Genomic DNA, 24,684 nt, shown 5'->3' with positions numbered 1-24,684 from the left:
TTAGTGCCGACAGTCCGGGAACGAGGCGGAAGGGCGCCGGAGGCATCCTTCCGCCTGATGGATCAGATAACCGGGAATCCAGGATGGCGGGCCGGCGGCTCCTGTCCGAAATAATCCTTGAACGCAGCGTCGTAGAGTGCCGTTTCATGGCCGAACATGGCGATGGTGAAGGTCTGGTTGACGAAGGTCAGCCAGTCGAGGTCGCCCTGCCGCAGTGCGGCACCATAAAGCATCGAGAACCAACTCTTGCCGGCATCGAAGTATTTGTCCGGATTGCGCGAGGCGAGCCAGCGGACCGTCGACAGATCGACGGCCGCGGCGTCGGATCGCTTCGATTCCAGTGCCTGCAGCACGTTGGCCTGCGTATCTATCTGCATCACCTGCGCCTCCGGCAGGACGATGCGCACGTTTGCCTCGGCATCGACGTTTTGCAGGATGGAAATCCGGGTCGCCGAACCGGCGGCAAGCAGCTTGTCGAAGGTCTTATTCTCGGCGTTCGGAAGGGTCAGCAAGGCGATGCCTTCGACATAGTAGGGCCTGGAGAAGTGGATCAGCTGCGAGCGCTGGGCGGTCATGGTCATGAACTGGATGGTGATGTCGACCTTGTTGGTGGTCACGTTCGGAATGCGCTGGGCCGGATCCTGCATTACGAATTCGACTTTGGTCGGATCGTCGAAAAGCCCCTTGGCGAGAATGCGACCCATGGTGATGTCCATGCCCACCAGTTCGCCGGCATCGTTCTCGAAGTGCCAGGGCGCGTTGGTGCTGCCGGTGCCGACGATCACCTTGCCGCGCTCGAGAACGGTGCGCAGCAGGCTGTCAGGCGCTGCCTGGGCCGCAGCTTTCTGGACATCGACCGCAGTGGCGGCACTCATCACTCCGGCCGTTGCAAGCCCGGCCATTCCCAGTTTCAGAAATTCACGCCTTTTGGATGTGTCGTTCACGGCGACCTCCTTCGTGTTGTGTTCCCCGTTGGACCAGCAGCGCAGGCATCGGTTGCAACTGACGTCATTGTCCCTTACAAGGGACGCCTGTACTCTGTACAAGACAGATTAACATCAGGAATCGATAATGCAAGAAGGCAATGCCTTGGCCGCTCGACCGGACGCCGGTCTGGACGAAGACAAGAATTCGGGCTCGCGGGAGAAGGGCCTCAACCGGGTCCTCCAGATTCTGGAGTTTCTCCACGCGACCCAGCGCGCGATCGGCATTGGCGATCTTGCCAGAGGGGTGAACGCACCGCGGTCGACGACCTATACGCTGGTGCGCTCGCTGGTCGACGCAGGCCTGCTGGAGATGGCCGGAGACGGCAATCGGGTCTATTTTGGAAAGAAGCTCTATCTCTACGGAATGGACTATGTGCGGGGCAACGACCTGCTCAGGCGAGGGCGGCAGGAAGTCGACCATCTGTCACGCGAGTCCGGCGAGACCTCGGAGCTGTGCATGCTGCAAAGCGGCCGCTACACCATCGTCCATTCAAGCCCGGGAACCAGGCCATTCAGGATCAGCTCGGCGACGGGTCTGCAAATACCGCTTCCCTGGACAGCTTCCGGGCGGCTGCTCCTCGCCGGCTTCGACAGGGCAGCGATCGAGGATATGGTCTCGGAAGACGACCTCGTACTGCCGGACGGCCGCAGGTTGCAGCTCGACGAGTTCATAGCCGATATCGCGGTGGCCAAGTCGGCCGGCTACTGCGTCACCTCCGGCCTTGTCGATGCCTACACGAAATGCCTGGCCGCGCCGGTCTTTTCAGCGCCGGGCAGGGTCGAGGCGACGATGTGCCTGGTGGTTCCCATCGATACCTCGACCGAAAAGACCGATGACCTGATAGAGCTGTTGCTCGAGCGCGCCGCGCGGCTTTCGATCGCGGCATAGGCCGCCTTTTCAGCAGGCCAGCGCCGGCGTCCATTCAAGCGATAATGTCTGGAATGATCTTGTCTTCCAGCGCCATCAGCCTGTCCTTCAGGAAAAGCTTCTTTTTCTTCATGCGCTGGATCTGCAGCGGGTCGCAATTCATGGCGATCATCGCATTGATGGCCGCGTCGAAATCGGCGTGTTCCTGCTTCAGCCGGGAATATTCGAGGCGGATATCTGCCTGTTCCTGATCGGACATTTTTACCGTCTGCACGTCTGCGGCGCCCAAACTATGGGCCTGATTGGGCGGGACCGGGGGTCTTCTTGCACCGGCGCGCAGCCCATACCACATTTCATATTGTCGTGGAATGCTACCACGCAGCATTCGACATCGGTGCGCGATGGTGGCACACTGTCATTATGCCGTCACAGAAGCGAGCCTGCGGTGGACGTGCCATGACGGCTGCAATCCGAGGAAACCATGAAAGGGAGAACCAATCATGTCTCTTGCATCCCATCTTGATGAGCTGCAGCGGAAACACGGCGACATCGAACGCGAAATCGACGATGCGATGACCCATCCGTCGGTAGACGACCTCGAAATCGTGAATCTCAAGCGGCGCAAGCTGGCGCTCAAGGACGAGATTGAAAAACTGAAGGCGAAACCGACGACGCACTGACGCCCATCCAGGACTAGCTGCGCCGCCTGGCGCGCGATTTCTTTCCGGTGGCATGTCTCTATGCTGCCGGAAACGCTTATGGATTTGCGGCAAGCTGCCGTCTTGTCATTTCCGATTTGCTAGGTCTGCGCGCCAGTCGCCATTGACAAGCCATCTTTGCTCCTCCACCTCATGCCCGGACCTTCAAGATTAAAGGCAGCCGGCATGACCGGATATTTTTCCTCACCCTTCCCGCGCCGCAGGTCGGTCGGTGTCGACGTCGGCGGCGTGATGGTCGGCGGCGGCGCCCCAGTCGTCGTCCAGTCGATGACCAACACCGACACGGCCGATGTCGACCAGACGGTGGCGCAAGTGGCGGCACTGCATCGCGCCGGCTCCGAGATCGTGCGCATAACGGTCGATCGCGACGAAAGCGCTGCCGCTGTGCCGGCCATCCGCGAGCGACTGGAGCGGCTCGGGATCGACGTGCCGCTGGTCGGCGATTTCCATTACATCGGCCACAAGCTCCTGGCCGATCATCCGGCCTGCGCTGAGGCCTTGGCCAAGTACCGCATCAACCCCGGCAATGTCGGTTTCAAGGACAAGAGGGATCGGCAGTTCGCGGCGATCGTCGAGATGGCGATCCGATACGACAAGCCGGTGCGCATCGGCGTCAACTGGGGTTCGCTCGACCAGGAGCTGCTGACCCGGCTGATGGATGACAACCAGGCCCAAGGCTTTCCGCTGACCGCGCAGGAAGTGACGCGCGAAGCGATCGTGCAGTCGGCGATCCTGTCGGCCGAAATGGCCGAAGAGATTGGCCTTGCGCGCGAGAAAATCATCCTCTCGGCCAAGGTCAGCGGCGTGCAGGATCTGATCGCCGTCTACACCGAGCTCGCCACCCGTTCCAACCATGCGCTGCACCTCGGCCTGACAGAGGCCGGCATGGGCTCGAAAGGCATTGTCGCATCATCGGCTGCGATGGGCATCCTGCTCCAGCAAGGCATCGGCGACACCATCCGCATCTCGCTGACGCCGGAGCCGAACGGCGACCGCACACGCGAAGTGCAGGTGTCGCAGGAGCTGTTGCAGACCATGGGCTTCCGGCAGTTCGTGCCGATCGTCGCCGCCTGCCCGGGCTGCGGCCGCACGACCTCGACCGTGTTCCAGGAGCTTGCCCAGAACATCCAGGCCGACCTGCGCAAGAACATGCCGGTGTGGCGCGAACAATATCCCGGCGTCGAGAACCTCAAGGTCGCGGTGATGGGTTGCATCGTCAACGGTCCGGGTGAATCCAAACATGCCGATATCGGCATTTCGCTGCCCGGAACCGGTGAGACGCCGACCGCCCCGGTGTTCGTCGACGGCAAGAAGGCGGCGACCCTGCGCGGCCCGTCGATCGCCGCGGATTTCGAGAAAATGGTTTCCGACTACATCGAACGGCGGTTTGGCCAACACGGCAAAGCCGCGGCGGAGTAGTTCGATGCGGCGTTTGCTTGGGGCGACGCTGGTTGTCATTTGCTGGCTGGGCTGGGCGACAGCCGTCCAGGCCGATCCGCCGCGGCCCGCCAAGCAGAAGCTGATCGATCGAGTTTGCGATCTTATCGAGACGCATGCCGACCAGAACGGCCTGCCCCGGGATTTCTTTGCCCGGCTGATCTGGAAGGAGAGTCGCTTCGATCCCAATGCGGTCAGCCCCGTCGGTGCGGAGGGTATCGCCCAATTCATGCCGGGTACCGCCAAGATGCGCGGGCTCGCCAATTCGTTCGATATCGAGCAGGCTATCCCGGCCTCGGCAAAATACCTCGCCGAAATGAAGACCGGCTTTGGCAATCTGGGCCTCGCCGCAGCCGCATACAATGCCGGCGAGAGCCGGGTGACGCGCTGGCTGAATTCCGGCGGCTTCTTGCCGATGGAGACCGAAAGCTACGTTTTGGACGTCATGGGCGAGCCGGCCGACAGGTTCACCGATGCCGCGTATGCCGGCGTCATCCGGCCGCTCGACAAGAAGGCGAGCTTCGCTGCCGCCTGCCGCACGCTGCCGGTGATCATGTCCAGAACCGTGCCGATGTCGTCGATCAACATCAAGCCATGGGGCGTGCAGGTGGCCGGCAATTTCCGCCGCGCCGCGGCGCTCAATCAGTGGAGCAATGTGAAACGGCGGTTTCCAGCCTTGCTCAGCGGTCGCAATCCGGTGGTCAGCCGGGTGCGCACACCGATCGGCAGGCGCGGCATCTATGCGGTGCGGATCGGCGCCGACACCAAAGCCAAGGCCGACGATATTTGCCAGAAGCTGCACAGCGTCGGCGGCGCATGCATTGTGGTGCGCAACCGGTAAAGCCATATGTCGGCGCGTTTCGCGCCATTGCTGCCCATCTCGCTCCCGCTGGGCGCTTCATCTTCGACACGCGATCACATTTTCCGTGAACCCTTAAGCAGAACCGTCAGGCAGGTCTTGCATCGTCGTTGATGCGGGGTAAGGTCCCCGCGATTTTTCGCGAAAGGGATCAGCATGGCCGACTTCAAGACACTGGACGACATCGGCAATATCAGCGGCAAGCGTGTGCTGGTGCGTGTCGACCTCAACGTTCCCGTCACTGAGGGCAAGGTCACCGACGCCACCCGCATCGAGCGCATTGTACCGACCATCGCCGAGCTGTCCGGCAAGGGCGCCAAGGTCATCCTGCTTGCACATTTCGGTCGTCCCAAAGATGGACCGGCGCCGGAATTCTCGCTCGAGCCGATCGCCAAGGCGACGGCGGACGTGCTCGGCCGTCCGGTTGGCTTTGCCACCGACTGCATCGGCGACAAGGCCGCGAGCGCCGTCGCCGCCATGGAAAGCGGCGATGTGCTGCTGCTCGAGAACACCCGCTTCTACAAAGCCGAGGAGAAGAACGACCCGGCCTTCACCGAAAAGCTCGCCGCCAACGGCGACATCTTCGTCAACGACGCCTTCTCCGCTGCGCACCGCGCCCATTCGTCGACGGAAGGGCTGGCGCACGTGCTGCCGGCCTTCGCCGGGCGCACCATGCAGGCCGAGCTCGATGCGCTGGAAAAGGGCCTCGGCAATCCCGTCCGCCCGGTTGTCGCCATTGTCGGCGGGGCCAAGGTCTCGACCAAGATCGACTTGTTGATGAACCTGGTGAAGAAGGTCGACGCGCTGGTCATCGGCGGCGGCATGGCCAACACGTTTCTCGCGGCACGCGGCACCGACGTCGGGAAATCCTTGTGCGAGCACGATCTCGCGACCACCGCCAAGCAGATCATGATCGAGGCGGCCGAGGCCGGCTGCGCCATCATCCTGCCCGCCGACGCCGTTGTCGCCAGGGAGTTCAAGGCCGGTGCCGCAAGCGAGACCGTCGCCATTGCAGACGTACCAGCCGACGGCATGATCCTCGATGTCGGCGCGAAAACCGTGAAAACCATTGCCGAATGGATCGACCGTGCCGCGACGTTGGTCTGGAACGGGCCGCTCGGCGCCTTCGAGATCGAGCCGTTCGACCATGCGACGGTGGCGACGGCCAGGCACGCGGCAGCGCGCACCAAGGCCGGCAGGCTGGTCTCGGTGGCCGGCGGCGGCGATACGGTGGCCGCCCTCAACCATGCCGGCGTCAGCGATGATTTCACCTATGTCTCGACGGCCGGCGGCGCTTTCCTCGAATGGATGGAAGGCAAGCCCTTGCCCGGCGTCGACGTCTTGAAGCGCTGAGCGCGGCGTTAATAACAGCGCGAAGCAGTGCGCTCGCGATTTTCAATCGATTCGCGCTTCTCCGACGAAAGGGTTCGACTTGAACCTGCGTTGCTCTGGTGGTCTGCTGGGTACGGGTCAATTCTTTCAGGAGAAGCACGATGAGCGAACGTCTCGAGGACATTGCCGCCGCGATGGTGGCCAACGGCAAGGGCCTGCTGGCTGCCGACGAGAGCTCCGGCACTATCAAGAAGCGCTTCGACGTCATCGGCGTCGAGTCGACCGCCGACAGCCGCCGCGACTATCGCGAGATGATGTTCCGCGCCAGCGATGCAATGACCAAGTACATTTCCGGCGTTATCCTCTATGACGAGACCATCCACCAGAAGGCCGCCGACGGCACGCCGCTGGCCGACATCATCAAGGCATCAGGCGCCATTCCCGGCATCAAGGTCGACGCCGGCGCCAAGCCTCTGGCAAGATTTCCCGGCGATACCATCACCGAAGGCCTGGACGGCCTGCGCGAACGCCTCGCCGACTATTACAAGCTTGGCGCCCGCTTTGCCAAATGGCGCGCGGTAATCGACATCGATGTTGCCAAGGGGGTGCCTTCCGCCACCTCGATCGGCTCGAATGCCCATGCGCTCGCCCGTTACGCCGCGCTTTGCCAGGAAGCCGGCATCGTGCCGATCGTCGAGCCGGAGGTGCTGATGGACGGCGCTCATGACATCGACACTTGCTACGAGATCAGCAAGGCGACACTGACAAAGCTATACACCGAGCTCTATGCGGCCCGCGTCGTCCTCGAAGGCACCATCCTGAAGCCAAACATGGTTCTCGCCGGCAAGAAATCGCGCAAGGTCAGCAGCCCCGACGAGGTCGCCGAAAGGACGATAAAACTGTTCCGCGAGACGGTGCCAGCCGCGATCGGAGGCATCGCCTTCCTTTCGGGCGGACAATCGGACGAGCAAGCGACCGCCAACCTCAACGCCATCAACGCCATCGGCCCGCATCCGTGGAAGCTGACCTTCTCCTACGGCCGCGCCTTGCAGGCCGCTCCGCAGAAGGCCTGGAGCGGCAAGGCGGCGAACGTCGCCGCCGCGCAGGCCGCCTTCGCCCATCGCGCTCACATGAACCATCTGGCAGCGCTTGGACAATGGCAGCCGTCGCTGGAGCAAGCCGCTTAACCCAATCCATCTTGCGTTTCTCCCGACCCGGGCCACGTGCCCGGGTTTTGCTTGAAAGCAGCAAGGGCTGCAATTTTCTTGCAACTGAAATGCAGCTCGGTGTCGGCATTCCTCGCTGCCGAACGTCCTCCGTGAAAAGAGGAGCAGACCTATGCCAAACAACAAGACCGTTTCGCAGGAAGACTGGTTTCAAGCGCACAAGGCGCATCTGGCGCGCGAAAAGGAATTGACGCGCTTTCGCGACCGCGTCGCCGCCGAACGCCGCGAATTGCCATGGCTGAAGATCCGCAAGGACTACGTCTTCGAGACCGAGCAAGGGCCAAAGAAACTGCCCGACCTGTTTGGCGGCAACAGCCAGTTGATCGTCTACCATTTCATGTTCGGGCCGGGCGCCGATTATCGTTGCGAGGGCTGCTCGTTCCTTGCCGACCACATCGACGGCGCCAACCAGCATCTCAGGCACCACGATGTTTCGCTTGTCGTGGTGGCGCGGGCGCCGCTGGCCGAGCTTCTGCCCTACAAGCAGCGCATGGGCTGGAAATTCGACTGGGTGTCGTCTTACGCCTCGGACTTCAACTTCGATATGCAGGTATCATTTACCGACAAGCAGATCGCGGCCGGCGACACGACCTACAATTTCGAGCGGCGCGCGCGGAGATCGAAGGACCTTCCCGGCACCAGCGTGTTCTATCGCGACGAGAAAGGCGACATCTTCCTGACTTTCATCTCGCGCTCCAGAGGCGGCGATCCGCTGATCGGCGCCTATCACTATCTCGACCTGACGCCGAAAGGCCGCAACGAAACCGGGCCGCATCATAGCCTCGCCGACTGGGTGCGGCTGCATGACGAGTATGAAGACCAATCCGGGACGCATGACTGCTGCCATTGAGGCGACAGGCTGTCGCTGCAAGGTCGTTCACCTTCAGTGCAACATGCGCTAAGTGCTGTTCGCTGTGCCCTAAAAGGGATTTGCCATGCGGCGCTTTCCGACCCTTCTCACCTGGCTCGCCTTTCCGGTCTATGTCTGGCAAGGACTTGGCGTGCGTCGCCGCACCACCCGCATGCTGCCGGCACAAGGTCCGGTCATGCACGAGATATCAGGCCAGGCGCCGGCAATCTCGCTGCTGGTGCTCGGCGATTCCTCTGCCGCCTCAGTCGGCATCGGCAATTCCGAAAACGGATTGGCCGCGCAACTGGCCGTTCTGATTGCGCAACGCAGCGGCCGCACCGTGCGCTGGCGGGCAGCCGGCTTCAACTCGGCAACCTCTGGCCAGATCCGCGATCATGTGCTGCCCAATCTGTCGGCCGATCCGTGGACGCATATCGTGCTCGCCATCGGCACCAACGACACCAAGAATTTTCATTCGGTACCGCGCTTCAAGCGCGATTTTGGCGGCCTGCTCTACGCGCTGCGCGCCAAATGGCCGGAGGCGCGCGTGGTGTGGTCGCCGGTGCTGGAGTTCACCCGGGCGCCGGCAATGCCGCCGCTGCTCGGCAAGATCCTCGAGATCCGCGCCGGCGAGATGAACCGGATGGGCGAGCGCCTTTGCCTCGAGCGCGGCGCCATACCGGCGCCCCGCCTGCCGATCACTGACGCCGAGGCCGGCTTTGCGTCGGATGGATTTCATGCTTCGGAAGCCGGCTACCGCGCCTGGGCGGAACATCTGGCCGGCTTGGTGCTCGCCAACGAACCGGGCGTCGCGTAGCGGCTGCCGGCACTAAAGCGCGTCGCGTTCGATTGGCCTCATGCGACGCTACTTTAGGTTCTTTGTTTTATGTATGTCGTTGGCGCAAAACCGCTGCACACTTTTGCGCGACATGCATTACGTCCCGTGTCCGAGCACCGCCGTAATCGAAATCGCCGCCATAGCCAACAGCGCCAGCTTCCAGAAATCGCTGCGCCGCTTCAGCCCCGGCCAGCCGAGCGGCTTGATGAGCTGGATGACCATCATGGCGATGATGACGAGCGCGAGAAGTTTCGACATGCAGCCTTTGATCAGCATCGCGGCTGGCTGTCAAAGCGGCTCCGCGATCGCGGTCTTTCCACCGCGGCACGCCTCTTTTCAGTACTGTTCGATCACTTCGGTGGACAAATAGGAACGCCGGTCATGAGAGCCGCACCCTCCTGACAGACTGCTGTCAGTAGGGGTGTGCGATAGTGCCTGCATCGAAAGAGAGGAGACCAGCCATGAACGGTTTTACCATTCTGCGTAGCGTGCAGCACTATGTCGGCAAGATCCGGACGATGCGCAATGAGATCCGCACCCAGCGTTTCATGAACACCCTGCCGGCGGACATCCGCAAGGATATTGGCTGGCCGGACATGTATGGCGACCGCCACAATGGCGGCAACTGAGGCAATCTTTCTGCCCGGCGTTTGGATGCGGCCCGGCGATGAGCTTAAACAGGCATGCTGAAGCCTCCTGACAGTATGGTGTCAGGAGGCTCGTGCCATAGTGGGATGGCCGTCAGAGACGGACGGCCGAGAGGACGATCGATGAGCTGGACCGACAGGCTGAACACGCCTGGCATCAACGGCATAACACCGTCGCCACGCACCATCGCTGATGTCGTCGAAGGCCAGCCGATGCTGGTTCCTACAGCTCGCCAGGTCGATGCATTCATCCCCGCCATCCCCGAAGGCATGGACATGGATATCCGGGCTTTGCGCATGGCGCTCGCCATCGAGCACAGTGCCGAGGTGACATGTCCGGTCACCATCGGCTATCATCTGCGTACCGTCGCCGAGGCCGCCAACGAGGATCTTGAGCGTGGCATGGCGCTGGGCGACATTGCGCCGTTCTGGCGGGTGCTCGACGCAAGCACGCCGACAACGAGGAAACTGTCCTTCGGCGCGGCCTCCGTCGCCGCGCAGCGCAAGCGCGAAGGGCTGGAGCAATAGACGCCGAGGGACCATACGATGCGCCGCGCCGACAGGCTCTTCCAGATCGTGCAGCACCTGCGCGGTGGCCGTCTGGTCACCGCCCAGAAGCTGGGCACGTGGCTCGAGGTTTCCGAGCGGACCATCTATCGCGACATCGCCGACCTGCAGTCGACCGGCGTGCCGATCGACGGCGAGGCCGGTGTCGGCTACATGATGAGGGAGGGTTTCGACCTTCCGCCGCTGATGTTCACGCGTGACGAGATCGTCGCGCTGGTCGCCGGCGCCCGCATGGTGCGCGCCTTTGGCGGCGCGGCCATGGCGCGAGCCGCCGACGAGGCGCTGGTCAAGATCGGCGCCGTGCTGCCCGACGCCGAAAAGGACCGCATCGCCCGCACCGAGATCCACACGCCGATGTGGGTGGTAAGCGACGCCGCCCGCGAAGCCATCGACCTGATTGAGCGGTCCATCGAGAAACGTCAGGTGCTGACCATCGACTATTCGGATGAGGCCGGCCGCAGCACCGCGCGCGACATCCGCCCGCTCGGCCTGTGGTTCTGGGGCAAGGTGTGGACCTTGGTCGCCTGGTGCGAGATGCGCGGCGATTTCCGCGCCTTCCGCATCGACCGCATCGCCTCGGTGGTCATCGCCGGCCGCACCTTCAAGCCGGAGCGCGGCAAGCAGCTCGCCGATTTCTACCGCGCGGTGGAACGCAGCGAGGACTACGGCATGGCACCGGACCGGGCGGCGCGAAGCTGACACGGAAGATCGCAAAAAAGCCCGCTTGAAAGCGGGCTTTTTGTTTTGGATGCGAGACCTCTATTCCTCTTCGTCCGTATCCTTGTCCTTCGACTTCAGCGCCGAAAGCTTGGCGAAGACGGCGTTGGCGTCGAGTTCGCGGTCCTCGTCCTTCGGCTTTTCCGGCGCCGGCACCAGCCGTTCGGTCAAGGCGGCCGGCAGCAGCGTATCGCCGACCGGCTGCGCCTGCTCGCGGCCGCGCGAGGCGCGGTTGATTTCCATGTCGAGGTCGATCTGCGACGTCAGGCCGAGCGTCACTGGATCCATCGGCTGGAGATTGGCGGAGTTCCAGTGTTTTCTGTCGCGGATCTGGTCGATCGTCGACTTCGTCGTGCCGACAAGGCGGGAAATCTGCGCATCCTTGAGCTCGGGATGGTTGCGCACCAGCCAGAGGATGGCGTTGGGCCGGTCCTGGCGCTTGGACAGCGGAGTGTAGCGCGGACCCTTGCGCTTGGATTCCGGCACCCGCACCTTGGGGTCGGAGAGCTTCAGCCGGTGGTTCGGGTCCTTCTCGGCGCGCGCGATCTCGTCGCGAGTGAGCTGGCCGGTCATGATCGGGTCCATACCCTTGATGCCTTGCGCAGATTCGCCGTCGGCGATCGCCTTGACCTCAAGCGGATGCAGTCCGCAGAACTGCGCGATCTGCTCGAAGGAAAGCGCTGTGTTGTCAACCAGCCAGACGGCGGTCGCTTTTGGCATCAGCAGCGTATTGGCCATTACAAAAATCCTTCTCGTTCGCCCGCGTTCCCGCGCGGGCGGTGGTTTACAGCCACCAAAATGGGAAAATCGCGGTCTATATAACTGCTCACTCGCCATTTCGCAATGTTTTTGGCAGGCGCGCGTCAAGGACGGCATGGCGGCGCGACCAGCAGACCGCGAAGGGTCGGCACATGAAGCCATGCAGTCGAAAGCTTCAAAAAGACAAAGCCCGCCAGACCAAGGTCGGGCGGGCTCGGAACCGGCGACGGAAATCCGTCTGCTACGGCTCTGGCTTCTAAGGCTTGATCCCGAACCGCGGCTCGGCGTTGCGGAAAAGCAGCGCCCGGTCTTCGGACAGGATCGTGCTCAAGATCAAAGCCCTTGGCGGGCGATTCTCTCTATGTCGCCGCGGTTGATGCCGAGATCATTGAGCTGACGAGCGTTCAGCCGGTTCAGTTCGCGCACGGTTTCGTTGTACATGCGCCAGTTACGGAAAGCGCGGATCGGGTTCATGGTAGTCCTCCATCGTTTCGATGCCGCGTAAATAGGCATCGGCGATGAAAAATTGAACAGACGCTTTTGCATGGCGGCAATGCGTTTGTTGCATTGCACCATTAAGCTTTCGTTCAGCCTGTTTACCGGCCGTCAGGCGACATCGAGCACGATCTTGCCAATGTGCTCACCCTCCTCCATCCGCTCATGCGCCCGCCAGGCTTCCTTGAGCGGGAAGATCGTGTCCATCACCGGTGCAACCTTGCGCGTGCCGAGCAGCGGCCAAACCTGCGCCTCCAGCGCAGCCGCGACTGCCGCCTTGAACTCCACCGTGCGTGGCCTGAGCAGCGAACCCGTGTGCACGAGCCGCTTGGCCATGATTTTGAAGAAATCGGCGCTCGCCACCGCTCCGCCCTGCGTCGCGATCTGGACGATGCGGCCCTCCACGGCCGCAGCCTCGTAGTTTCGCGCGACATAATCGCCGCCGACCATGTCGAGGATGACGTTGGCGCCCTTGCCGCCGGTTGCCTCCTTGACCGCGGCGACGAAGTCCTCCTCGCGGTAGTTGACCGTCCGGTCGGCGCCGAGCTTGAGGCAGGCGTCGCATTTCTCCTTGCTGCCGGCGGTGGTGACGACATAAGCGCCGAAAGCGGCAGCAAGCTGGATCGCCGTCGTTCCGATACCCGATGAGCCGCCATGCACGAGCAGCGTCTCGCCGCTCTTCAGGCCGCCGCGCTCGAAGACATTGTGCCAAACAGTGAAGTAGTTTTCCGGCAGCGCCGCCGCTTCGGTGTAGGTAAAGCCGGCGGGCAGCGGCAGCACGCTGCCGGCATGAACCTTGACATATTCGGCATAGCCGCCGCCCGCCGTCAGCGCGCAGACCCGGTCGCCGACGCGCCAGCGCGATATCTCGTCGCCGAGGGCGGCGACTTCGCCCGCCGCTTCCAGGCCCGGCAGATCCGACGCACCCGGCGGCGGCGGATAGGCGCCCTTGCGCTGCTGCACGTCGGGCCGGTTGACGCCGGCGGCACGCACCCGGATCAGGATCTCGCCAGGGCCGGGTACCGGCACGTCGCGGGTTTCCGGTTTCAGCACCCGCGGCCCGCCCGGCTCCGAGATGGCGATCGCCATCATCCTGGTCGGAATTTTCTGTGCGTTCGCCATGAATTTTCCCGTCGTGTTTCGCCGGTTTCTAGCGCCAGCTGTTGCCGGCCATTTGCATCCATACCCCTGCCCTATGTATGCTCATTGGCAAATCAGGCAAATGGGCAATCACGGAGGAGCGACGATGGCGGTCTTCGACGACGAACCCAAGAAGAAAGCGCGCCCGCACGAGATCGGGCAGGATCTGTCGCTGCTTTCTGTCGATGAATTGTCCGAGCGGATCGGCATCCTGCGCGGCGAGATCGCCCGGCTGGAAGCCGAGCTCATGACCAAGGGCTCCACCAAGTCGGCGGCAGAGGCGCTGTTTCGCCGCGGATAGTACTGCGGGCAATTCCAAAAGCTCGGGCACGCCGCCGAAAAGCCCGAATGCCGCTGTCTCCAGACCTGTGCCCCGAACCCCAGCCGGATTGAACAATGTTCGCAAGCTACAGACCGATCCTCTCGCTGCTGCGCGGCACCGCGTTCCTGCTGGCGGCATCCGGGCTGCACGGGCTGCTGTTGCCGCTGCGCGGCCAGGTGGAGGGCTTCTCGACCGCATCGCTCGGCCTGATGGGCACGGCTTGGGCCGGCGGCTTCGTCACCGGCTGCTTCTTTGCGCCACGCATCGTGCGCCGCGCCGGTCATGTCAGGGCTTTCGGCGCCTTTGCCGCATCGGGAGCGATCGTCGCACTGCTCACCGGCCTGATCATTGATGAATATACCTGGATCCTGCTGCGCGCCTTCACCGGCTTCACCATGGCCGGTGCTTTCATGGTCATCGAAAGCTGGCTGAACGAGAAGGCCACCAACGAAAACCGCGGCACCGTCTTCGGCCTCTACATGATGGTCACCTATGCCTCGATCATGGGCGGTCAGATGATCGTTGCCGGCGGCGATGTGAAATCGGCGTCGCTATTCATGATCACCGGCATTCTGTTTTGCCTATCACTGATCCCGACGGCGGTCTCGACGGCGTCGCACCCCAAGCCGCTGCAGGACGTGTCGCTTGACGTCAAAGGGCTCTACGTCAATTCGCCGGTGTCGGCGATCGCCTGCGTGCTGATCGGCATCGCCAACGGCGCCTGGGGCACGCTTGGTGCCGTTTATGGAGCTCGCATCGGCATCTCGACGGCCGAGATCGCGCTCATGATGAGCCTGGTGGTCATCGCCGGCGCCGCCATGCAGCTTCCGGCCGGGCGGCTCTCCGACACGACGGACCGTCGTTTCGTGCTGGCGGGCGCGGCTTTCGGCGCTGCGCTGTTCGCCATCGCCATCTTCCTGTTCGAACCGCGCTCCGGCGTCTTCGTTATCGTCTGCACCGCCGCCTACGGCGCCTTCGCCTACACGCTCTATTCGATCGCGGTGGCGCATGCCAACGACCATGCCCGATCGGAAGACTTCGTCAAAGTGTCGGGCGGCCTGCTGCTGCTTTATGGCTTCGGCACGATGATCGGCCCGCTGCTGGCCGCCGGCCTGATGGGCTGGATGCGTCCCGAGGGGCTGTTCCTGGCTACTGCGTTGGCGCATCTCTGCCTGGCCGCCTATACGCTGCTGCGCATCAGCCGTCGCGCGCCGGTGCCAATCGAAGGCCGCGATGCCTTCAAGACCCAGCCGGCCGACCGCTCGGTGACGCCGGAAGCGTTGCGGCTCGACCCGCGCAGAAAAGCTGAAACCGACGGTTGAGATTCGAGACGCTTTGCCCCACAAATAAGGCATGATGCTTTCCGACGCCTTCATGGCGATTGCCGATCCCAACCGGCGCTATCTCTTGGAAGAGCTCCGGCGCGGACCGAAGACCGTCAACGAACTGGCCTCTGGCTTGCCGGTGTCCCGCCCGGCCGTTTCGCAGCATCTGAAGGTGCTGCTTGATGCCGGGCTGGTCAACGCCAAGCCGGAAGGCACCAGGCGCGTCTATACGGTCAGCAATGCCGGCTTCCTAAAGCTCAACATCTGGCTCGACCAGTTCTGGGATGCAGAGCAGCTCGGTTCACCCGGAAGCTGAGAGGCGTCGTCCGCGCGTCGGGCAGCTCGTGCAGCCTCGGGCCTGGAGCAATTCCAGGAAAAGTGTGAAACGGTTTTCCGTCCGGAATTGCGCAAAAAACAAAAGGATAGAGCGGTTCGGCGTTTCCGTGAAACGATGAACCACTCTCTAGCCGTTGTTGTAGGGGAAGAGCTTGAAATAGGGCTGCGCTTCCTCGATCACACGGGCAACCGACGGGCGCCGCAGCAGCCGGTCGTGATAGCGCCTCACCGCAGGATATTTGTCGCCGAACGGCTCGACCTTGTTAGCGTAGAACAGCGCGGGGGCGGCGGCGCAGTCGGCCATGGTGAAGCTCCCGCCCACCGCCCATGTCCTCGACTGCATGTCCTGTTCGATGACGGCGTAGGAGCTGCGCAGCTGGGCGCGCGCCTGCTCGACGCCGAACGGATCGGTCTTGCCCTCCGGCCGCAGCCGGTCGCCGACGATCTTCTGCATCGGTTCCTGGACGTAGAAGTCATAGAAGCGGTCGGCGAGCCGGGTCTGGCGAGCGAGATCGACATCGGCGGGGATCAGTTCGGCCGGCCCAGGATAATACGCGTTGAGATATTCGATGACGATTGTCGATTCCGGCACGGTCCGATCCAGCGCTTCATCACGCAGTACCGGCATCTTGCCGAGCGGCCACAATTTCAGAAACGCCGCGCGCGACTGTTCATTGCCGAGATCGACGACAACGGATGTGAATGGCGTGCCGTTCTCATAGAGCGCGATCAGCGGCTTCCAGCAGAAGGAGGCCAGTGGATGAAGATGCATAGTCAGGGACATTGGTTGTCGTTCCTTGGGTGGTTCGTCTCGCGGAAATTCGGTGTTGAGGTCAGGCTTGGTACTATTTGGCTTGGCTGTGGGTGACGATGGCATCGATGATCGCGGCCCAGTCGTCGGGATGCAGCTCGTGGCCGCCGCTCTCGATCCGGACCAGCCTTGCGCCGGCGACCGCGTCGGCAAGAGCGGCGCCATGCTCGACTGGAAAGATCGGATCGTCGGTGCCGTGGATAACGAGGAGCGGGATCTTCATCTCGTGCAGCCGCCCCGTCCAGTGCTGGCCGCTCCGATCTTCGCCGCTCCCATCTTCGCCGCTCTTGAGCATGAAATGATTGGTGGCGCTTAGAAAGCCGCCGGACCGGTCGTAATCCTGTTCGACGAAAGCCCGCGTGCGCTGCTCGTCGAATGAGCGTGCGGTGCCGGTGAGCGCATACGCGTCCTTGACGATGAAATCCACCGCCTGGCCACGGTCAGACCAGTCGACCTTCGCGCCTTCGTCCGAATGTTTCCTGTAGGCCTCGGTGGTTCCGGGCAGATGCGACGTATCAATGCCCAAGGGCGAGCTGCTGATCACCGTAAGCGAAGTGACACGCGACGGGTATTTCAACGCAACGAGCTGCGCAATCACGCCGCCCATCGACATGCCGACCACGTGCGCCTTTCGGATTCCCTGGTCGTCAAGGACGCGGATGGCATCGTCCGCCATGTCGTCGAATGTATAAGGCGGCTCGCCCGGCGCGTATTTCGTCGAACGGCCGGTATCGCGATTGTCATAGCGGACCACGAAGCGACCCTCGCCGGCCAGCTTCCGGCAAAACGCTTCCGGCCACCAGAGCATGGAAGCCATGGCGCCCATGATCAACAATACCGCCGGATGTGCCGGATCGCCGAACGTCTGGGATACGATTTCGGGGTGTTCGGCGTTTCTCATGGCTTTCCTCCTCGGGTCGCGAATCTGATTGCAATTTGCAATCGGTTGCACGATATTAAAACCGATACGATAATGCAACCGGTTTTTGGAGATTCGCATGAACATCGATCGCCGGTCCGGATGTCCGATCAATCTGTCGCTCGAAGTGTTCGGCGATCGGTGGAGCCTGATCATCCTTCGCGACATCATCTTCGGCGGCAGACGCCACTTTCGCGAGCTGCTCAATGGCTCGATGGAGGGCATCGCCTCCAACATCCTCGCCGACCGGCTGAAACGGCTGATGGAGCTCAGCATGCTGACCAAGGCGGACGATCCCTCCCACAAGCAGAAGGCGATCTACAGCCTGACCGAAATGGCTATTACGCTGGTGCCGATCCTGGCGCATCTCGGCGCCTGGGGCCGCGTCTGGCTCCCGGTCAGCGAAGAGCTCTCTATCCGTGCCGAGCTTCTGGAAAAAGGCGGCCCGCCGATGTGGGATAAGTTCATGAACGAGTTGCGCCACGAGCATCTAGGTGCGTCTCCCGCCCCATCTGGACCCACCGTGCGCGCGACCTTGCAGGCCGCATACGATGCGGTGATCGCCCGCAATGCGGAGCGAGTCGGGTGCGATCCGGCGCCATGACCAACTTATTTTCCCAATTGCGGGCTGGCTCTGCTATCAAGGGACTGAAGATAATTTACCGGATTGGATAACGCTCTTGGTCGAGAACTCTAAGGACACTGCCCGTGCGCGGGCCGATTTGCGTTTCAAGAAACAGGAAGAGGCAGCCACGGTGCGCCAGAAGGCCATGGCGGAATATGTCGCCGAGAGCGACGCTCGCCAGGCCAAAACCAACAAGCTGCGGGCGCTGCGCCTCGCCAAGGAAGCGGAAGACCTGGCCAATGCGCCTCCGGCGCCGGTGAAGAAGTCCCGCGCCAAGAAGAAATAAGCCGGCGCTCCTTGGATCGCATTGCTTCGTTTCGTACGCGGAACAGTTTTCACCGCGATCTGTTCTGCCGGTTGATAACTGGCGCGTTTAGGAGGCGGCCATGACCGCACTGACGCTCGACAAAGCCCTTGAGATCATCGCCGCCGCCTTTGCCAAGGGTGCCGAGCTCAAGCTCAGGCCGCTTGGCGTCTCGGTGCTCGATGCCGGCGCCCATCTGGTCTCGTTCCAGCGTCAGGACGGCGCCTCGTTCCTGCGTCCGCAAATGTCGGCCGGCAAGGCCTATGGCGCGCTCGCTATCGGCATGGGCTCGCGCCGGGTGGAGGCTTTCGCCAAGGAGCGCCCGCATCTGATAGCCGGCGTCTCCGACGTGTCGGGCGGACGCGTCCTGCCGGTCGTCGGCGGCGTGCTGATCCGCGATAAGGCTGGCACGATCATCGGCGCCGTCGGCATTTCCGGCGATACGTCGGACAATGATGAAACGGCAGCCATCGCTGGCATCGAGGCGGCTGGCTTCACCGCCGACCCGGGCTGAGCCGGAATCCTTAATTCATGTTGATGTCGCGGCTGGCCGACCGCATCGACACCGAAAAGCCGGCCAGCACGTCGATCAGTGCTATGACCATCAGTGTGAAGAAAACGGAATGGGCGGCGCCCTTCACCAGCAGGAATTCGACCAGATAGGCCACAAAGACGAAGGTCGACAAAAGGTGGTCCATGATCGAGGCATTTGTCGTTCGCGTCGACTTCACCACTTCGACGAACAAGAAGATCAATGCGATCAGCACGATGAGATCGCCGAGGGTCATCGAGAACACCCCGCCCGACATCATCCGGACCGAAAACATTTCGGTCGCCCACGGGTCGTCGCCGCTGCCGAATATTCCCAGAAGCCCGAGATTGTAGAGAATGAAAGGCACGATCAGCAGCGGAATGGCACCGAACATGTGGCGGCTCCGGTTGGACTGATCTTTGTAGAGTGCGCCCGGCGTTCGCCGTCAAGAATTTTCGTGCGGCCCATAAACACGGACAAAGACGGCGTGAAACAACAATGTCAGCCCCGGTCGACACGATCAGTTGTCGACGAACGCAAAAAGACCGGCCAGTGGCCGGTCTTTTGCAATAATAAACCGTCGAAAGCTGTCTCAGCTTTCCTTCGGCTCCAGCACCTGGCGACCGCGATACATGCCGGTCTTCAGGTCGATATGGTGCGGACGGCGCATCTCGCCGGAGTTCTTGTCCTCGACATAGGTCGGGGCCTTCAGTGCGTCGGCGGAACGGCGCATGCCGCGCTTCGACGGAGAGGTTTTTCGTTTCGGAACGGCCATGGATATGCTCCACTACATGGTCAAAACGCCCCGGCGGCCCTCGTGAAAGGGCCACGTCAGGGGCCGGAATCTGAGAAAGTCGGCTGCCTATACACGCCCGATGGCGTTTTGGCCAGCGTCGCGGTGTTTTTTTTTGACACTATCGCAGGCAGCCGACATAGGCGCCGGCGCGGCCCGCGCGCCGTTCGATCAACGCGGCAAGCCGCCTCAGTCCCGGCCCGGGCTTCGCCGGATTGCGCACGATCGGGTTCGGCAAGGTGACGGCAAGCAGCGCTGCCTGTCGGCGCGACAGCTGTTTTGCCGAGACGCCGAAATGATGTTGGGCGGCGGCCTCGATGCCGTAGATGCCCGGTCCCCATTCGGCGATGTTGAGGTAGATCTCCATGATCCGCCGTTTCGACAGCACCGCATCGAAATAGACGGCCAGCGGCAGTTCGACGACCTTACGGACCGAGCCCAACGGCCGCGACCATAGATAAAGGTTCTTTACCGTCTGCATGGTGATGGTCGAGGCGCCACGCGTCATCTCGCCGGCGAGCGCATCGTCGACGACGCCGCGCAACTCGCCTAGATCGACGCCGCGATGGAAACAGAACTGCCCGTCCTCCGACATGATGACCGAATATGCCAGCACCGGCGCCACATCGTCGATAGAAACCCAGCGCCGATCGTAGCCGGAAAACGTCGCCAGGTCCTTCAGCATCAATGTCGAAACCGGGTGCACGAATGACGGCAGGTACAGAAAGGTCAGCACCACCGGCATCAGCGCCAGCACGATGGCGACAGCGATGCCGCGCCGGACCCAGCGTTGAAGACCGATGCGGCTGCCGCGTCTCGGTCTCGCCATGTCCAACCCTTCGGTTTCGTGATCGACGATCGGTTCCGCCAAGCCACCCAATCCGCGCTACTCCCTGCCCCCGGCATAATGGCGCTTGGCTTCTTGCGCAATGTCTGAGTGTCGGCTACCGCTCCCGACCATGACGAAAGACGACCAAATGGCGTTCGAGGCTGCACTTATTGCCCGGGCAGTTCCACTCGAGGCGCTGCTGAGGCGGTTGCTCGACGGGCGCACGCTTTCAGGCGAGATCGCGCGGCCGGAACGCCTGATGGCCGCGATGCGACATGGCGTGCTGAACGGCGGCAAACGACTGCGCCCCTTCCTGGTCATGGAAAGTTCTGCACTGTTTTCAGCCGACGTCGAGCCGGCGCTGCGCGTCGCGGCGGCGCTCGAATGCGTGCACTGCTATTCGCTCATCCATGACGATCTGCCGGCCATGGACGATGATGATTTGCGCCGTGGCCAGCCGACCGTGCACAGGGCTTTCGATGAAGCGACCGCCATTCTTGCCGGCGACGCTTTGCTGACGCTTGCCTTCGACATCCTTGCCGACGAGGCGACAATGCTGCCGGCCGAGCGCAGGGCAGCGCTGGTGCTGGCGCTGGCCCGCGCCGCAGGGGCCGGCAGCATGGTCGGCGGCCAGATGCTCGATCTCGAGGCCGAACAAAGCCGGCCGGACGAGGCTGGCATCATCCGGCTTCAGGCGATGAAAACCGGTGCGCTGATCCGCTTTGCCTGCGAAGCGGGCGCCATCCTTGCCGGCGCGCCGTCGCGCGACCGCGAAAGGCTGGCCGAATTCGGCTCGGCGATCGGGCTTGCCTTTCAGCTTGCCGACGATCTGCTCGACCTGACCGCCGACGCGCATCAGATGGGCAAGGCAACCGGCAAGGATGCCGCGGCCGGCAAGGCGACGCTGGTCGCGCTGCACGGACCGGACTGGGCGCGGGACCAGCTCCATGGCCTCGTCGACCAAGCTCATGCGCTGCTCGAGCCCTATGGCGAACAAGCCGCGCTTCTGAAACAAGCGGCGCAGTTCGTTGCGGCCCGCAACAATTAAGCTGCCCCCTATGGCGCACCGTACAGCCACGGAGGATTGGCGACTGTTCGGCCAGATGCCCTCGCAGCCGGCCGATCGGGATGATTTCCGGCGATGTCGGACCACATGGACTCGCCACGCCAGTTGCCGAACCATTCTTCAGCCTCGCGGCAGGGCTCCGCGGCTCGGGTCGACGCGGTCAGCCTTCGCCAGTTGTCTTTTCCACCACGGGCTGCGGAACCGGTTCCATTTCGGCCACCGCCTCGACCGCTCGCGCTTCGGCCGGCTTGCGCCGGTTGCGGATAAAGGCGGCGATACGGTCGCGGATTTCGCCGGCGCTGAGGAACACCGGAACGCGTGCCACTGGCGCGGTCGGCTCGAAGGATAGGCCAAGGCCGGTGATCCTGCCCTTGTCGTCGACGTCGCGGACGATCAGCTCGATCGGACCGAGCAGCACGCGGTCGGCATATTCGGCGTGGCCGCCGAGCCGCGCCGTGACCAGATCGCCAATGGTGAGCTTGCGTTCCGCTTCGGTCAGGCCCGGCGCGTAGGCGGTCTCCAGTTCCTCGGCGGAGCGTGACGGATCGACGGCAAAGGCGCCGAAGAAATCCGCATCCTCGGGATCGACCACGGCACGGCTGGCGAACAGCTTGTCGAGCAGGCGCGGATAGCGGTCCGGCACGAAGATGTAGACATGATCGCCGGCCGCCAGCCGGCCCATATCCTGGAAGCGCATCGAGCGTCCGTCTCGCAGCACAAGCGACGGCCGCGCCCAGCGCGGAATGCGTTCGCCGCGCGCCACCGGGCTGCCGGGTGCCACGCGGTAGGCAAGAAGCTCATGATGGGCGGAGCCCGGCAGTTCCAATTCGACCTTGTCGAGCGGTCCCAGGCGGGCCGGCACGATAAGGCCGAGGCGGCGCGCCAGCGGCCCGACGGTCCATCCCTGGATGACCAGAGAGACCAGCACGATGATGAAGGCGGTGTTGAAGATGAGGCGGCCGTTCTCAAGACCGCCGAGCAGCGGCGTGATAGCAAGCAGGATCGACACGGCGCCACGCAGGCCAACCCATGAGACAAAGGCGACTTCCGGGCGTGGCAGACGGAACGGCACCAGGCATAGCCAGACGGCGACTGGCCGTGCGACAAATATCAGGAACAGTCCGAGCAGCACCGCCGGCACCAGGATCGCCGGAAATTGCGAAGGCGTCGCGAACAGGCCGAGGATCAGGAACATGATGATCTGCGCCAACCACGACATGCCGTCCTGAAAGCGCTTGAGGATGGTGACAGCCCGGATATCGGAATTGCCGGCGATCAGGCCCGCGAGATAGACCGCCAGGAAGCCGGAGCCGCCGACGGCGCCGGCGGCGGCAAACACCATCAGCGACAGCGTCAGCACGAAGATCGGCAGCAGGCCGTGATCTAGATTGAGGCGATCGACAAGGCGCACGATGGCCATGCCGCCGAGAATACCGATGACCGCACCGAGCCCCATGTTGACAAGGAAACCGACGGCAAGATCGGTAACCAGCACCTTGGCCTCGGGGTGGGTGTTGGCGGCGATGACCTCGACCAGCGTGATGGTCAGGAAGATGGCGATCGGGTCATTGGTGCCGGATTCCACCTCGAGCGTCGAACGCACGCGCTCGCGCAAATTGATCTCGCCGGCGCGCAGCAGGAAGAACACCGCCGCGGCGTCGGTCGAGGCGACGGCGGCACCGAGCAGGAAGGATTCCAGCCATGTCAGGTCGAGCAAATAATAGGCGGCGGCGCCGAACAGGCCAGTGGTCAAAAGGACGCCGAAGGTCGCCAGCGACAGCGCCGGCCCGGCCGCCTGCCGCAAGGCATTGAGCGGCGTGCCGAAGCCGGAATCGAAAAGGATCACCGCCAGCGCCAATGAGCCGGCAAAATAGGCAAATCGGGCATTGTCGAAATGGATTCCGAGACCGTCGGTTCCGGTGGCAAGGCCGATGCAGAGAAACAGCAGCAGGAGGGGGGCGCCGAAACGGAAGGCGATCAGGCTCGAAAACGCGGCGGCAACGACAAGTGCTGCGCCAACGAGCGTCACCAGATAGATACCATGCTCCATTCGTTGGTCGCCCCTAGTCGATATGCTCCGGCATCACGGGAGAGTGGGGCGAAGACATGGCCGCTGCAAGGCAGCAGCGCGGCTTTTCGCCCTACGCTGCCGATAGTCGAATGTTTTGGCACCTCCGAGCAGCGGAGGCTGCCTCGGGGGGGCGTGCTGCAACGAAAAACGCCCGGACTGAGCCGGGCGTTGTCCAAGTCGAGAAGATGGTTCTGCGATCAGGCGATGGTCTTGCCGAAGGCGACAGCGGTGTCGCCCATGCGGTTGGAGAAGCCCCACTCATTGTCGTACCAGGCCAGCACCGAAACGAAATTGCCGTCCATGACCTTGGTCTGGTCGAGCGCCACGATCGAGGAGTGCGGATCGTGGTTGAAGTCGATAGAAACATTGGGATGACGAGTGACGGCAAGGATGTCCTTCAGCTTGCCGTTCGAAGCCGCGATTACCGCGTCGTTGATTTCCTGGACGGTGGTCGACCGCTTGGCGATGAACTTGAAATCGACCAGCGAGACGTTCGGGGTCGGCACGCGGATGGAGATGCCGTCGAGCTTGCCCTTGAGCTCGGGCAGTACCAGGCCGATGGCCTTGGCGGCACCGGTCGAGGTCGGAATCTGCGAAAGCGCGGCGGCGCGGGCGCGGTAGAGGTCCTTGTGCATGGTGTCCAGCGTCGGCTGGTCGCCAGTATAGGAGTGGATCGTCGTCATCATGCCCTTCTCGATGCCGACGGCCTCATTCAGCACGGCCGCCAGCGGCGCCAAGCAGTTGGTGGTGCAGGAGGCGTTCGAGATGACGATGTGGTCCTTGGTCAGCTTGTCGTGATTGATGCCATAGACGACGGTGAGGTCGGCCCCCTCCGCCGGAGCGGAGACGAGAACGCGCTTGGCACCGGCGGTCAGATGGGCGGCGGCCTTGTCGCGGGCGGTGAAGATGCCGGTGCATTCGAGCGCGATGTCGATGCCGAGTTCCTTCCACGGCAGTTGCGTCGGATCCTTGATCGCGGTGACCTTGAATTTTTCCTTGCCGACGATGATCTGATCGCCGTCAACCGTCACCTCATGCGGAAAGCGGCCATGCACGCTGTCGAAGCGCAGCAGATGCGCGTTGGTCTCGACCGGGCCGAGATCGTTGACGGCGGCGACGTCGATATCCTTGCGGCCGGATTCGTGGATGGCGCGCAGGATGTTGCGGCCGATGCGGCCGAATCCATTGATGGCAACTCTGACGGTCATTGTTCTCTCCCTGGGAGTTGGGGGCCGAAGATCAAGTCCGCAGCTTCATAACGGCGGACGGGCAAAGAATCCAGCCGCCGAGGCTCGGATTTAAATCGATTAG

31 protein-coding genes are annotated in these 24,684 nt (G+C 62.8%); 18 read left to right on the top strand and 13 right to left on the bottom strand.

The genetic code is table 11. The annotated features are described in order from the left end of the window. Positions 1 to 62: 62 nt before the first annotated feature. A complete protein-coding gene (locus NKH43_RS23560) occupies positions 63 to 944 on the bottom strand; it encodes a transporter substrate-binding protein (RefSeq protein ID WP_031194546.1) in 882 nt (293 codons plus the stop codon). A gap of 127 nt (positions 945 to 1,071) precedes the next feature. On the opposite strand from NKH43_RS23560, the gene NKH43_RS23555 reads away from it, so the two are divergent. Beyond that, positions 1,072 to 1,875, top strand: coding sequence for an IclR family transcriptional regulator (locus tag NKH43_RS23555; protein ID WP_352815079.1), 804 nt, complete (start codon positions 1,072 to 1,074; stop codon positions 1,873 to 1,875). A 34-nt stretch (positions 1,876 to 1,909) separates the two neighbouring features. On the opposite strand, the gene NKH43_RS23550 is transcribed toward NKH43_RS23555, so the two are convergent. Continuing rightward, positions 1,910 to 2,113 carry a YdcH family protein gene (locus tag NKH43_RS23550; protein WP_023678480.1) on the bottom strand — a complete coding sequence of 68 codons (204 nt, stop codon included), beginning with the start codon at positions 2,111 to 2,113 and terminating at the stop codon, positions 1,910 to 1,912. Between the two features lie 241 nt (positions 2,114 to 2,354). Between NKH43_RS23550 and NKH43_RS23545 the strand changes: the two genes are divergently transcribed. The 7 genes from NKH43_RS23545 (at position 2,355) to NKH43_RS23515 (ending at position 9,094) form a co-directional block, all read left to right on the top strand. Next, the gene (locus NKH43_RS23545; protein ID WP_023678481.1) at positions 2,355 to 2,534 is read left to right on the top strand and encodes a YdcH family protein; all 180 of its coding nucleotides are present in this window, start codon (positions 2,355 to 2,357) and stop codon (positions 2,532 to 2,534) included. A gap of 204 nt (positions 2,535 to 2,738) precedes the next feature. Then, entirely contained in the window at positions 2,739 to 3,992 is a 1,254-nt protein-coding gene (gene ispG / locus NKH43_RS23540; protein WP_352480886.1) for a flavodoxin-dependent (E)-4-hydroxy-3-methylbut-2-enyl-diphosphate synthase, read from the top strand. Between the two features lie 4 nt (positions 3,993 to 3,996). Further along, entirely contained in the window at positions 3,997 to 4,851 is an 855-nt protein-coding gene (locus NKH43_RS23535; RefSeq protein ID WP_023720984.1) for a lytic transglycosylase domain-containing protein, read from the top strand. Positions 4,852 to 5,025: 174 nt separating this feature from the next. Then, positions 5,026 to 6,222 (top strand): phosphoglycerate kinase, encoded by a 1,197-nt coding sequence (locus NKH43_RS23530; RefSeq protein WP_023720983.1) that lies wholly within the window; start codon positions 5,026 to 5,028, stop codon positions 6,220 to 6,222. A 140-nt stretch (positions 6,223 to 6,362) separates the two neighbouring features. After that, positions 6,363 to 7,388, top strand: coding sequence for a class I fructose-bisphosphate aldolase (locus NKH43_RS23525; RefSeq protein ID WP_352860096.1), 1,026 nt, complete (start codon positions 6,363 to 6,365; stop codon positions 7,386 to 7,388). A gap of 151 nt (positions 7,389 to 7,539) precedes the next feature. Continuing rightward, positions 7,540 to 8,277 (top strand): DUF899 domain-containing protein, encoded by a 738-nt coding sequence (locus tag NKH43_RS23520; protein WP_023720981.1) that lies wholly within the window; start codon positions 7,540 to 7,542, stop codon positions 8,275 to 8,277. Between the two features lie 85 nt (positions 8,278 to 8,362). Then, complete coding sequence (locus NKH43_RS23515; protein ID WP_352860094.1) at positions 8,363 to 9,094, top strand: SGNH/GDSL hydrolase family protein; 732 nt, start codon at positions 8,363 to 8,365, stop codon at positions 9,092 to 9,094. Positions 9,095 to 9,211: 117 nt separating this feature from the next. On the opposite strand, the gene NKH43_RS23510 is transcribed toward NKH43_RS23515, so the two are convergent. Next, the gene (locus tag NKH43_RS23510; RefSeq protein ID WP_352860092.1) at positions 9,212 to 9,373 is read right to left on the bottom strand and encodes a hypothetical protein; all 162 of its coding nucleotides are present in this window, start codon (positions 9,371 to 9,373) and stop codon (positions 9,212 to 9,214) included. A gap of 203 nt (positions 9,374 to 9,576) precedes the next feature. Here NKH43_RS23510 and NKH43_RS23505 point away from each other — a divergent pair, with 203 nt between their 5' ends. The 3 genes from NKH43_RS23505 (at position 9,577) to NKH43_RS23495 (ending at position 11,028) form a co-directional block, all read left to right on the top strand. Beyond that, complete coding sequence (locus NKH43_RS23505; RefSeq protein WP_023720979.1) at positions 9,577 to 9,744, top strand: hypothetical protein; 168 nt, start codon at positions 9,577 to 9,579, stop codon at positions 9,742 to 9,744. A 141-nt stretch (positions 9,745 to 9,885) separates the two neighbouring features. Further along, on the top strand, positions 9,886 to 10,290 hold the full coding sequence (locus tag NKH43_RS23500; RefSeq protein ID WP_352860090.1) for a hypothetical protein: 405 nt from the start codon (positions 9,886 to 9,888) through the stop codon (positions 10,288 to 10,290). An 18-nt stretch (positions 10,291 to 10,308) separates the two neighbouring features. Continuing rightward, a complete protein-coding gene (locus NKH43_RS23495; protein ID WP_023678491.1) occupies positions 10,309 to 11,028 on the top strand; it encodes a helix-turn-helix transcriptional regulator in 720 nt (239 codons plus the stop codon). Between the two features lie 60 nt (positions 11,029 to 11,088). On the opposite strand, the gene NKH43_RS23490 is transcribed toward NKH43_RS23495, so the two are convergent. The 3 genes from NKH43_RS23490 to NKH43_RS23480 all read right to left on the bottom strand — a co-directional run bounded on the left by NKH43_RS23490 (position 11,089) and on the right by NKH43_RS23480 (position 13,422). Beyond that, a complete protein-coding gene (locus tag NKH43_RS23490) occupies positions 11,089 to 11,784 on the bottom strand; it encodes a DUF1013 domain-containing protein (protein ID WP_023720977.1) in 696 nt (231 codons plus the stop codon). A gap of 354 nt (positions 11,785 to 12,138) precedes the next feature. Beyond that, positions 12,139 to 12,279 (bottom strand): DUF1127 domain-containing protein, encoded by a 141-nt coding sequence (locus tag NKH43_RS23485; protein WP_023720976.1) that lies wholly within the window; start codon positions 12,277 to 12,279, stop codon positions 12,139 to 12,141. 132 nt (positions 12,280 to 12,411) lie between these two features. After that, positions 12,412 to 13,422 (bottom strand): NAD(P)H-quinone oxidoreductase, encoded by a 1,011-nt coding sequence (locus tag NKH43_RS23480; RefSeq protein WP_352588315.1) that lies wholly within the window; start codon positions 13,420 to 13,422, stop codon positions 12,412 to 12,414. A gap of 124 nt (positions 13,423 to 13,546) precedes the next feature. Between NKH43_RS23480 and NKH43_RS23475 the strand changes: the two genes are divergently transcribed. The 3 genes from NKH43_RS23475 (at position 13,547) to NKH43_RS23465 (ending at position 15,403) form a co-directional block, all read left to right on the top strand. Then, the gene (locus NKH43_RS23475; protein ID WP_023720974.1) at positions 13,547 to 13,741 is read left to right on the top strand and encodes a DUF1192 domain-containing protein; all 195 of its coding nucleotides are present in this window, start codon (positions 13,547 to 13,549) and stop codon (positions 13,739 to 13,741) included. A 95-nt stretch (positions 13,742 to 13,836) separates the two neighbouring features. Beyond that, a complete protein-coding gene (locus tag NKH43_RS23470) occupies positions 13,837 to 15,084 on the top strand; it encodes an MFS transporter (RefSeq protein ID WP_352480880.1) in 1,248 nt (415 codons plus the stop codon). A gap of 31 nt (positions 15,085 to 15,115) precedes the next feature. Next, entirely contained in the window at positions 15,116 to 15,403 is a 288-nt protein-coding gene (locus NKH43_RS23465) for an ArsR/SmtB family transcription factor (protein ID WP_023720972.1), read from the top strand. A gap of 147 nt (positions 15,404 to 15,550) precedes the next feature. On the opposite strand, the gene NKH43_RS23460 is transcribed toward NKH43_RS23465, so the two are convergent. Beyond that, positions 15,551 to 16,207, bottom strand: coding sequence for a glutathione S-transferase family protein (locus NKH43_RS23460; RefSeq protein WP_352480879.1), 657 nt, complete (start codon positions 16,205 to 16,207; stop codon positions 15,551 to 15,553). Between the two features lie 61 nt (positions 16,208 to 16,268). Continuing rightward, positions 16,269 to 17,135, bottom strand: a complete 867-nt coding sequence (locus NKH43_RS23455) for an alpha/beta fold hydrolase (protein ID WP_352480878.1) — start codon at positions 17,133 to 17,135, stop codon at positions 16,269 to 16,271. Positions 17,136 to 17,232: 97 nt separating this feature from the next. Here NKH43_RS23455 and NKH43_RS23450 point away from each other — a divergent pair, with 97 nt between their 5' ends. The 3 genes from NKH43_RS23450 to NKH43_RS23440 all read left to right on the top strand — a co-directional run bounded on the left by NKH43_RS23450 (position 17,233) and on the right by NKH43_RS23440 (position 18,596). Continuing rightward, positions 17,233 to 17,757, top strand: coding sequence for a winged helix-turn-helix transcriptional regulator (locus NKH43_RS23450; RefSeq protein WP_023720969.1), 525 nt, complete (start codon positions 17,233 to 17,235; stop codon positions 17,755 to 17,757). A 76-nt stretch (positions 17,758 to 17,833) separates the two neighbouring features. Then, positions 17,834 to 18,064: a hypothetical protein gene (locus tag NKH43_RS23445; protein WP_023720968.1), complete on the top strand. Its 231-nt coding sequence runs from the start codon at positions 17,834 to 17,836 to the stop codon at positions 18,062 to 18,064. Between the two features lie 100 nt (positions 18,065 to 18,164). Then, positions 18,165 to 18,596 carry a GlcG/HbpS family heme-binding protein gene (locus tag NKH43_RS23440; RefSeq protein WP_023720967.1) on the top strand — a complete coding sequence of 144 codons (432 nt, stop codon included), beginning with the start codon at positions 18,165 to 18,167 and terminating at the stop codon, positions 18,594 to 18,596. A gap of 10 nt (positions 18,597 to 18,606) precedes the next feature. Here NKH43_RS23440 and NKH43_RS23435 read toward each other — a convergent pair whose 3' ends face one another. From NKH43_RS23435 to NKH43_RS23425, 3 genes are all read right to left on the bottom strand, one after another. Then, positions 18,607 to 19,008, bottom strand: coding sequence for a hypothetical protein (locus NKH43_RS23435; protein WP_023720966.1), 402 nt, complete (start codon positions 19,006 to 19,008; stop codon positions 18,607 to 18,609). Positions 19,009 to 19,206: 198 nt separating this feature from the next. Next, positions 19,207 to 19,389 (bottom strand): 50S ribosomal protein L32, encoded by a 183-nt coding sequence (rpmF, locus tag NKH43_RS23430; protein ID WP_006203806.1) that lies wholly within the window; start codon positions 19,387 to 19,389, stop codon positions 19,207 to 19,209. Positions 19,390 to 19,528: 139 nt separating this feature from the next. After that, complete coding sequence (locus NKH43_RS23425; protein WP_031194544.1) at positions 19,529 to 20,287, bottom strand: transglycosylase domain-containing protein; 759 nt, start codon at positions 20,285 to 20,287, stop codon at positions 19,529 to 19,531. Positions 20,288 to 20,366: 79 nt separating this feature from the next. Between NKH43_RS23425 and NKH43_RS23420 the strand changes: the two genes are divergently transcribed. Beyond that, the gene (locus NKH43_RS23420; RefSeq protein WP_352640176.1) at positions 20,367 to 21,284 is read left to right on the top strand and encodes a polyprenyl synthetase family protein; all 918 of its coding nucleotides are present in this window, start codon (positions 20,367 to 20,369) and stop codon (positions 21,282 to 21,284) included. Positions 21,285 to 21,462: 178 nt separating this feature from the next. On the opposite strand, the gene NKH43_RS23415 is transcribed toward NKH43_RS23420, so the two are convergent. Together NKH43_RS23415 and gap are read right to left on the bottom strand one after the other, a co-directional pair. Continuing rightward, positions 21,463 to 23,352: a potassium/proton antiporter gene (locus NKH43_RS23415; protein WP_023720962.1), complete on the bottom strand. Its 1,890-nt coding sequence runs from the start codon at positions 23,350 to 23,352 to the stop codon at positions 21,463 to 21,465. 218 nt (positions 23,353 to 23,570) lie between these two features. After that, positions 23,571 to 24,581, bottom strand: a complete 1,011-nt coding sequence (gap, locus tag NKH43_RS23410; RefSeq protein ID WP_352860088.1) for a type I glyceraldehyde-3-phosphate dehydrogenase — start codon at positions 24,579 to 24,581, stop codon at positions 23,571 to 23,573. Positions 24,582 to 24,684 lie beyond the last annotated feature (103 nt).

Source organism: Mesorhizobium sp. M1163 (assembly GCF_040318415.1).
Taxonomy (GTDB): domain Bacteria; phylum Pseudomonadota; class Alphaproteobacteria; order Rhizobiales; family Rhizobiaceae; genus Mesorhizobium.
The sequence above is the reverse complement of the archived record's forward strand: the minus strand, read 5'-3'. Positions and strand labels throughout refer to the sequence as shown.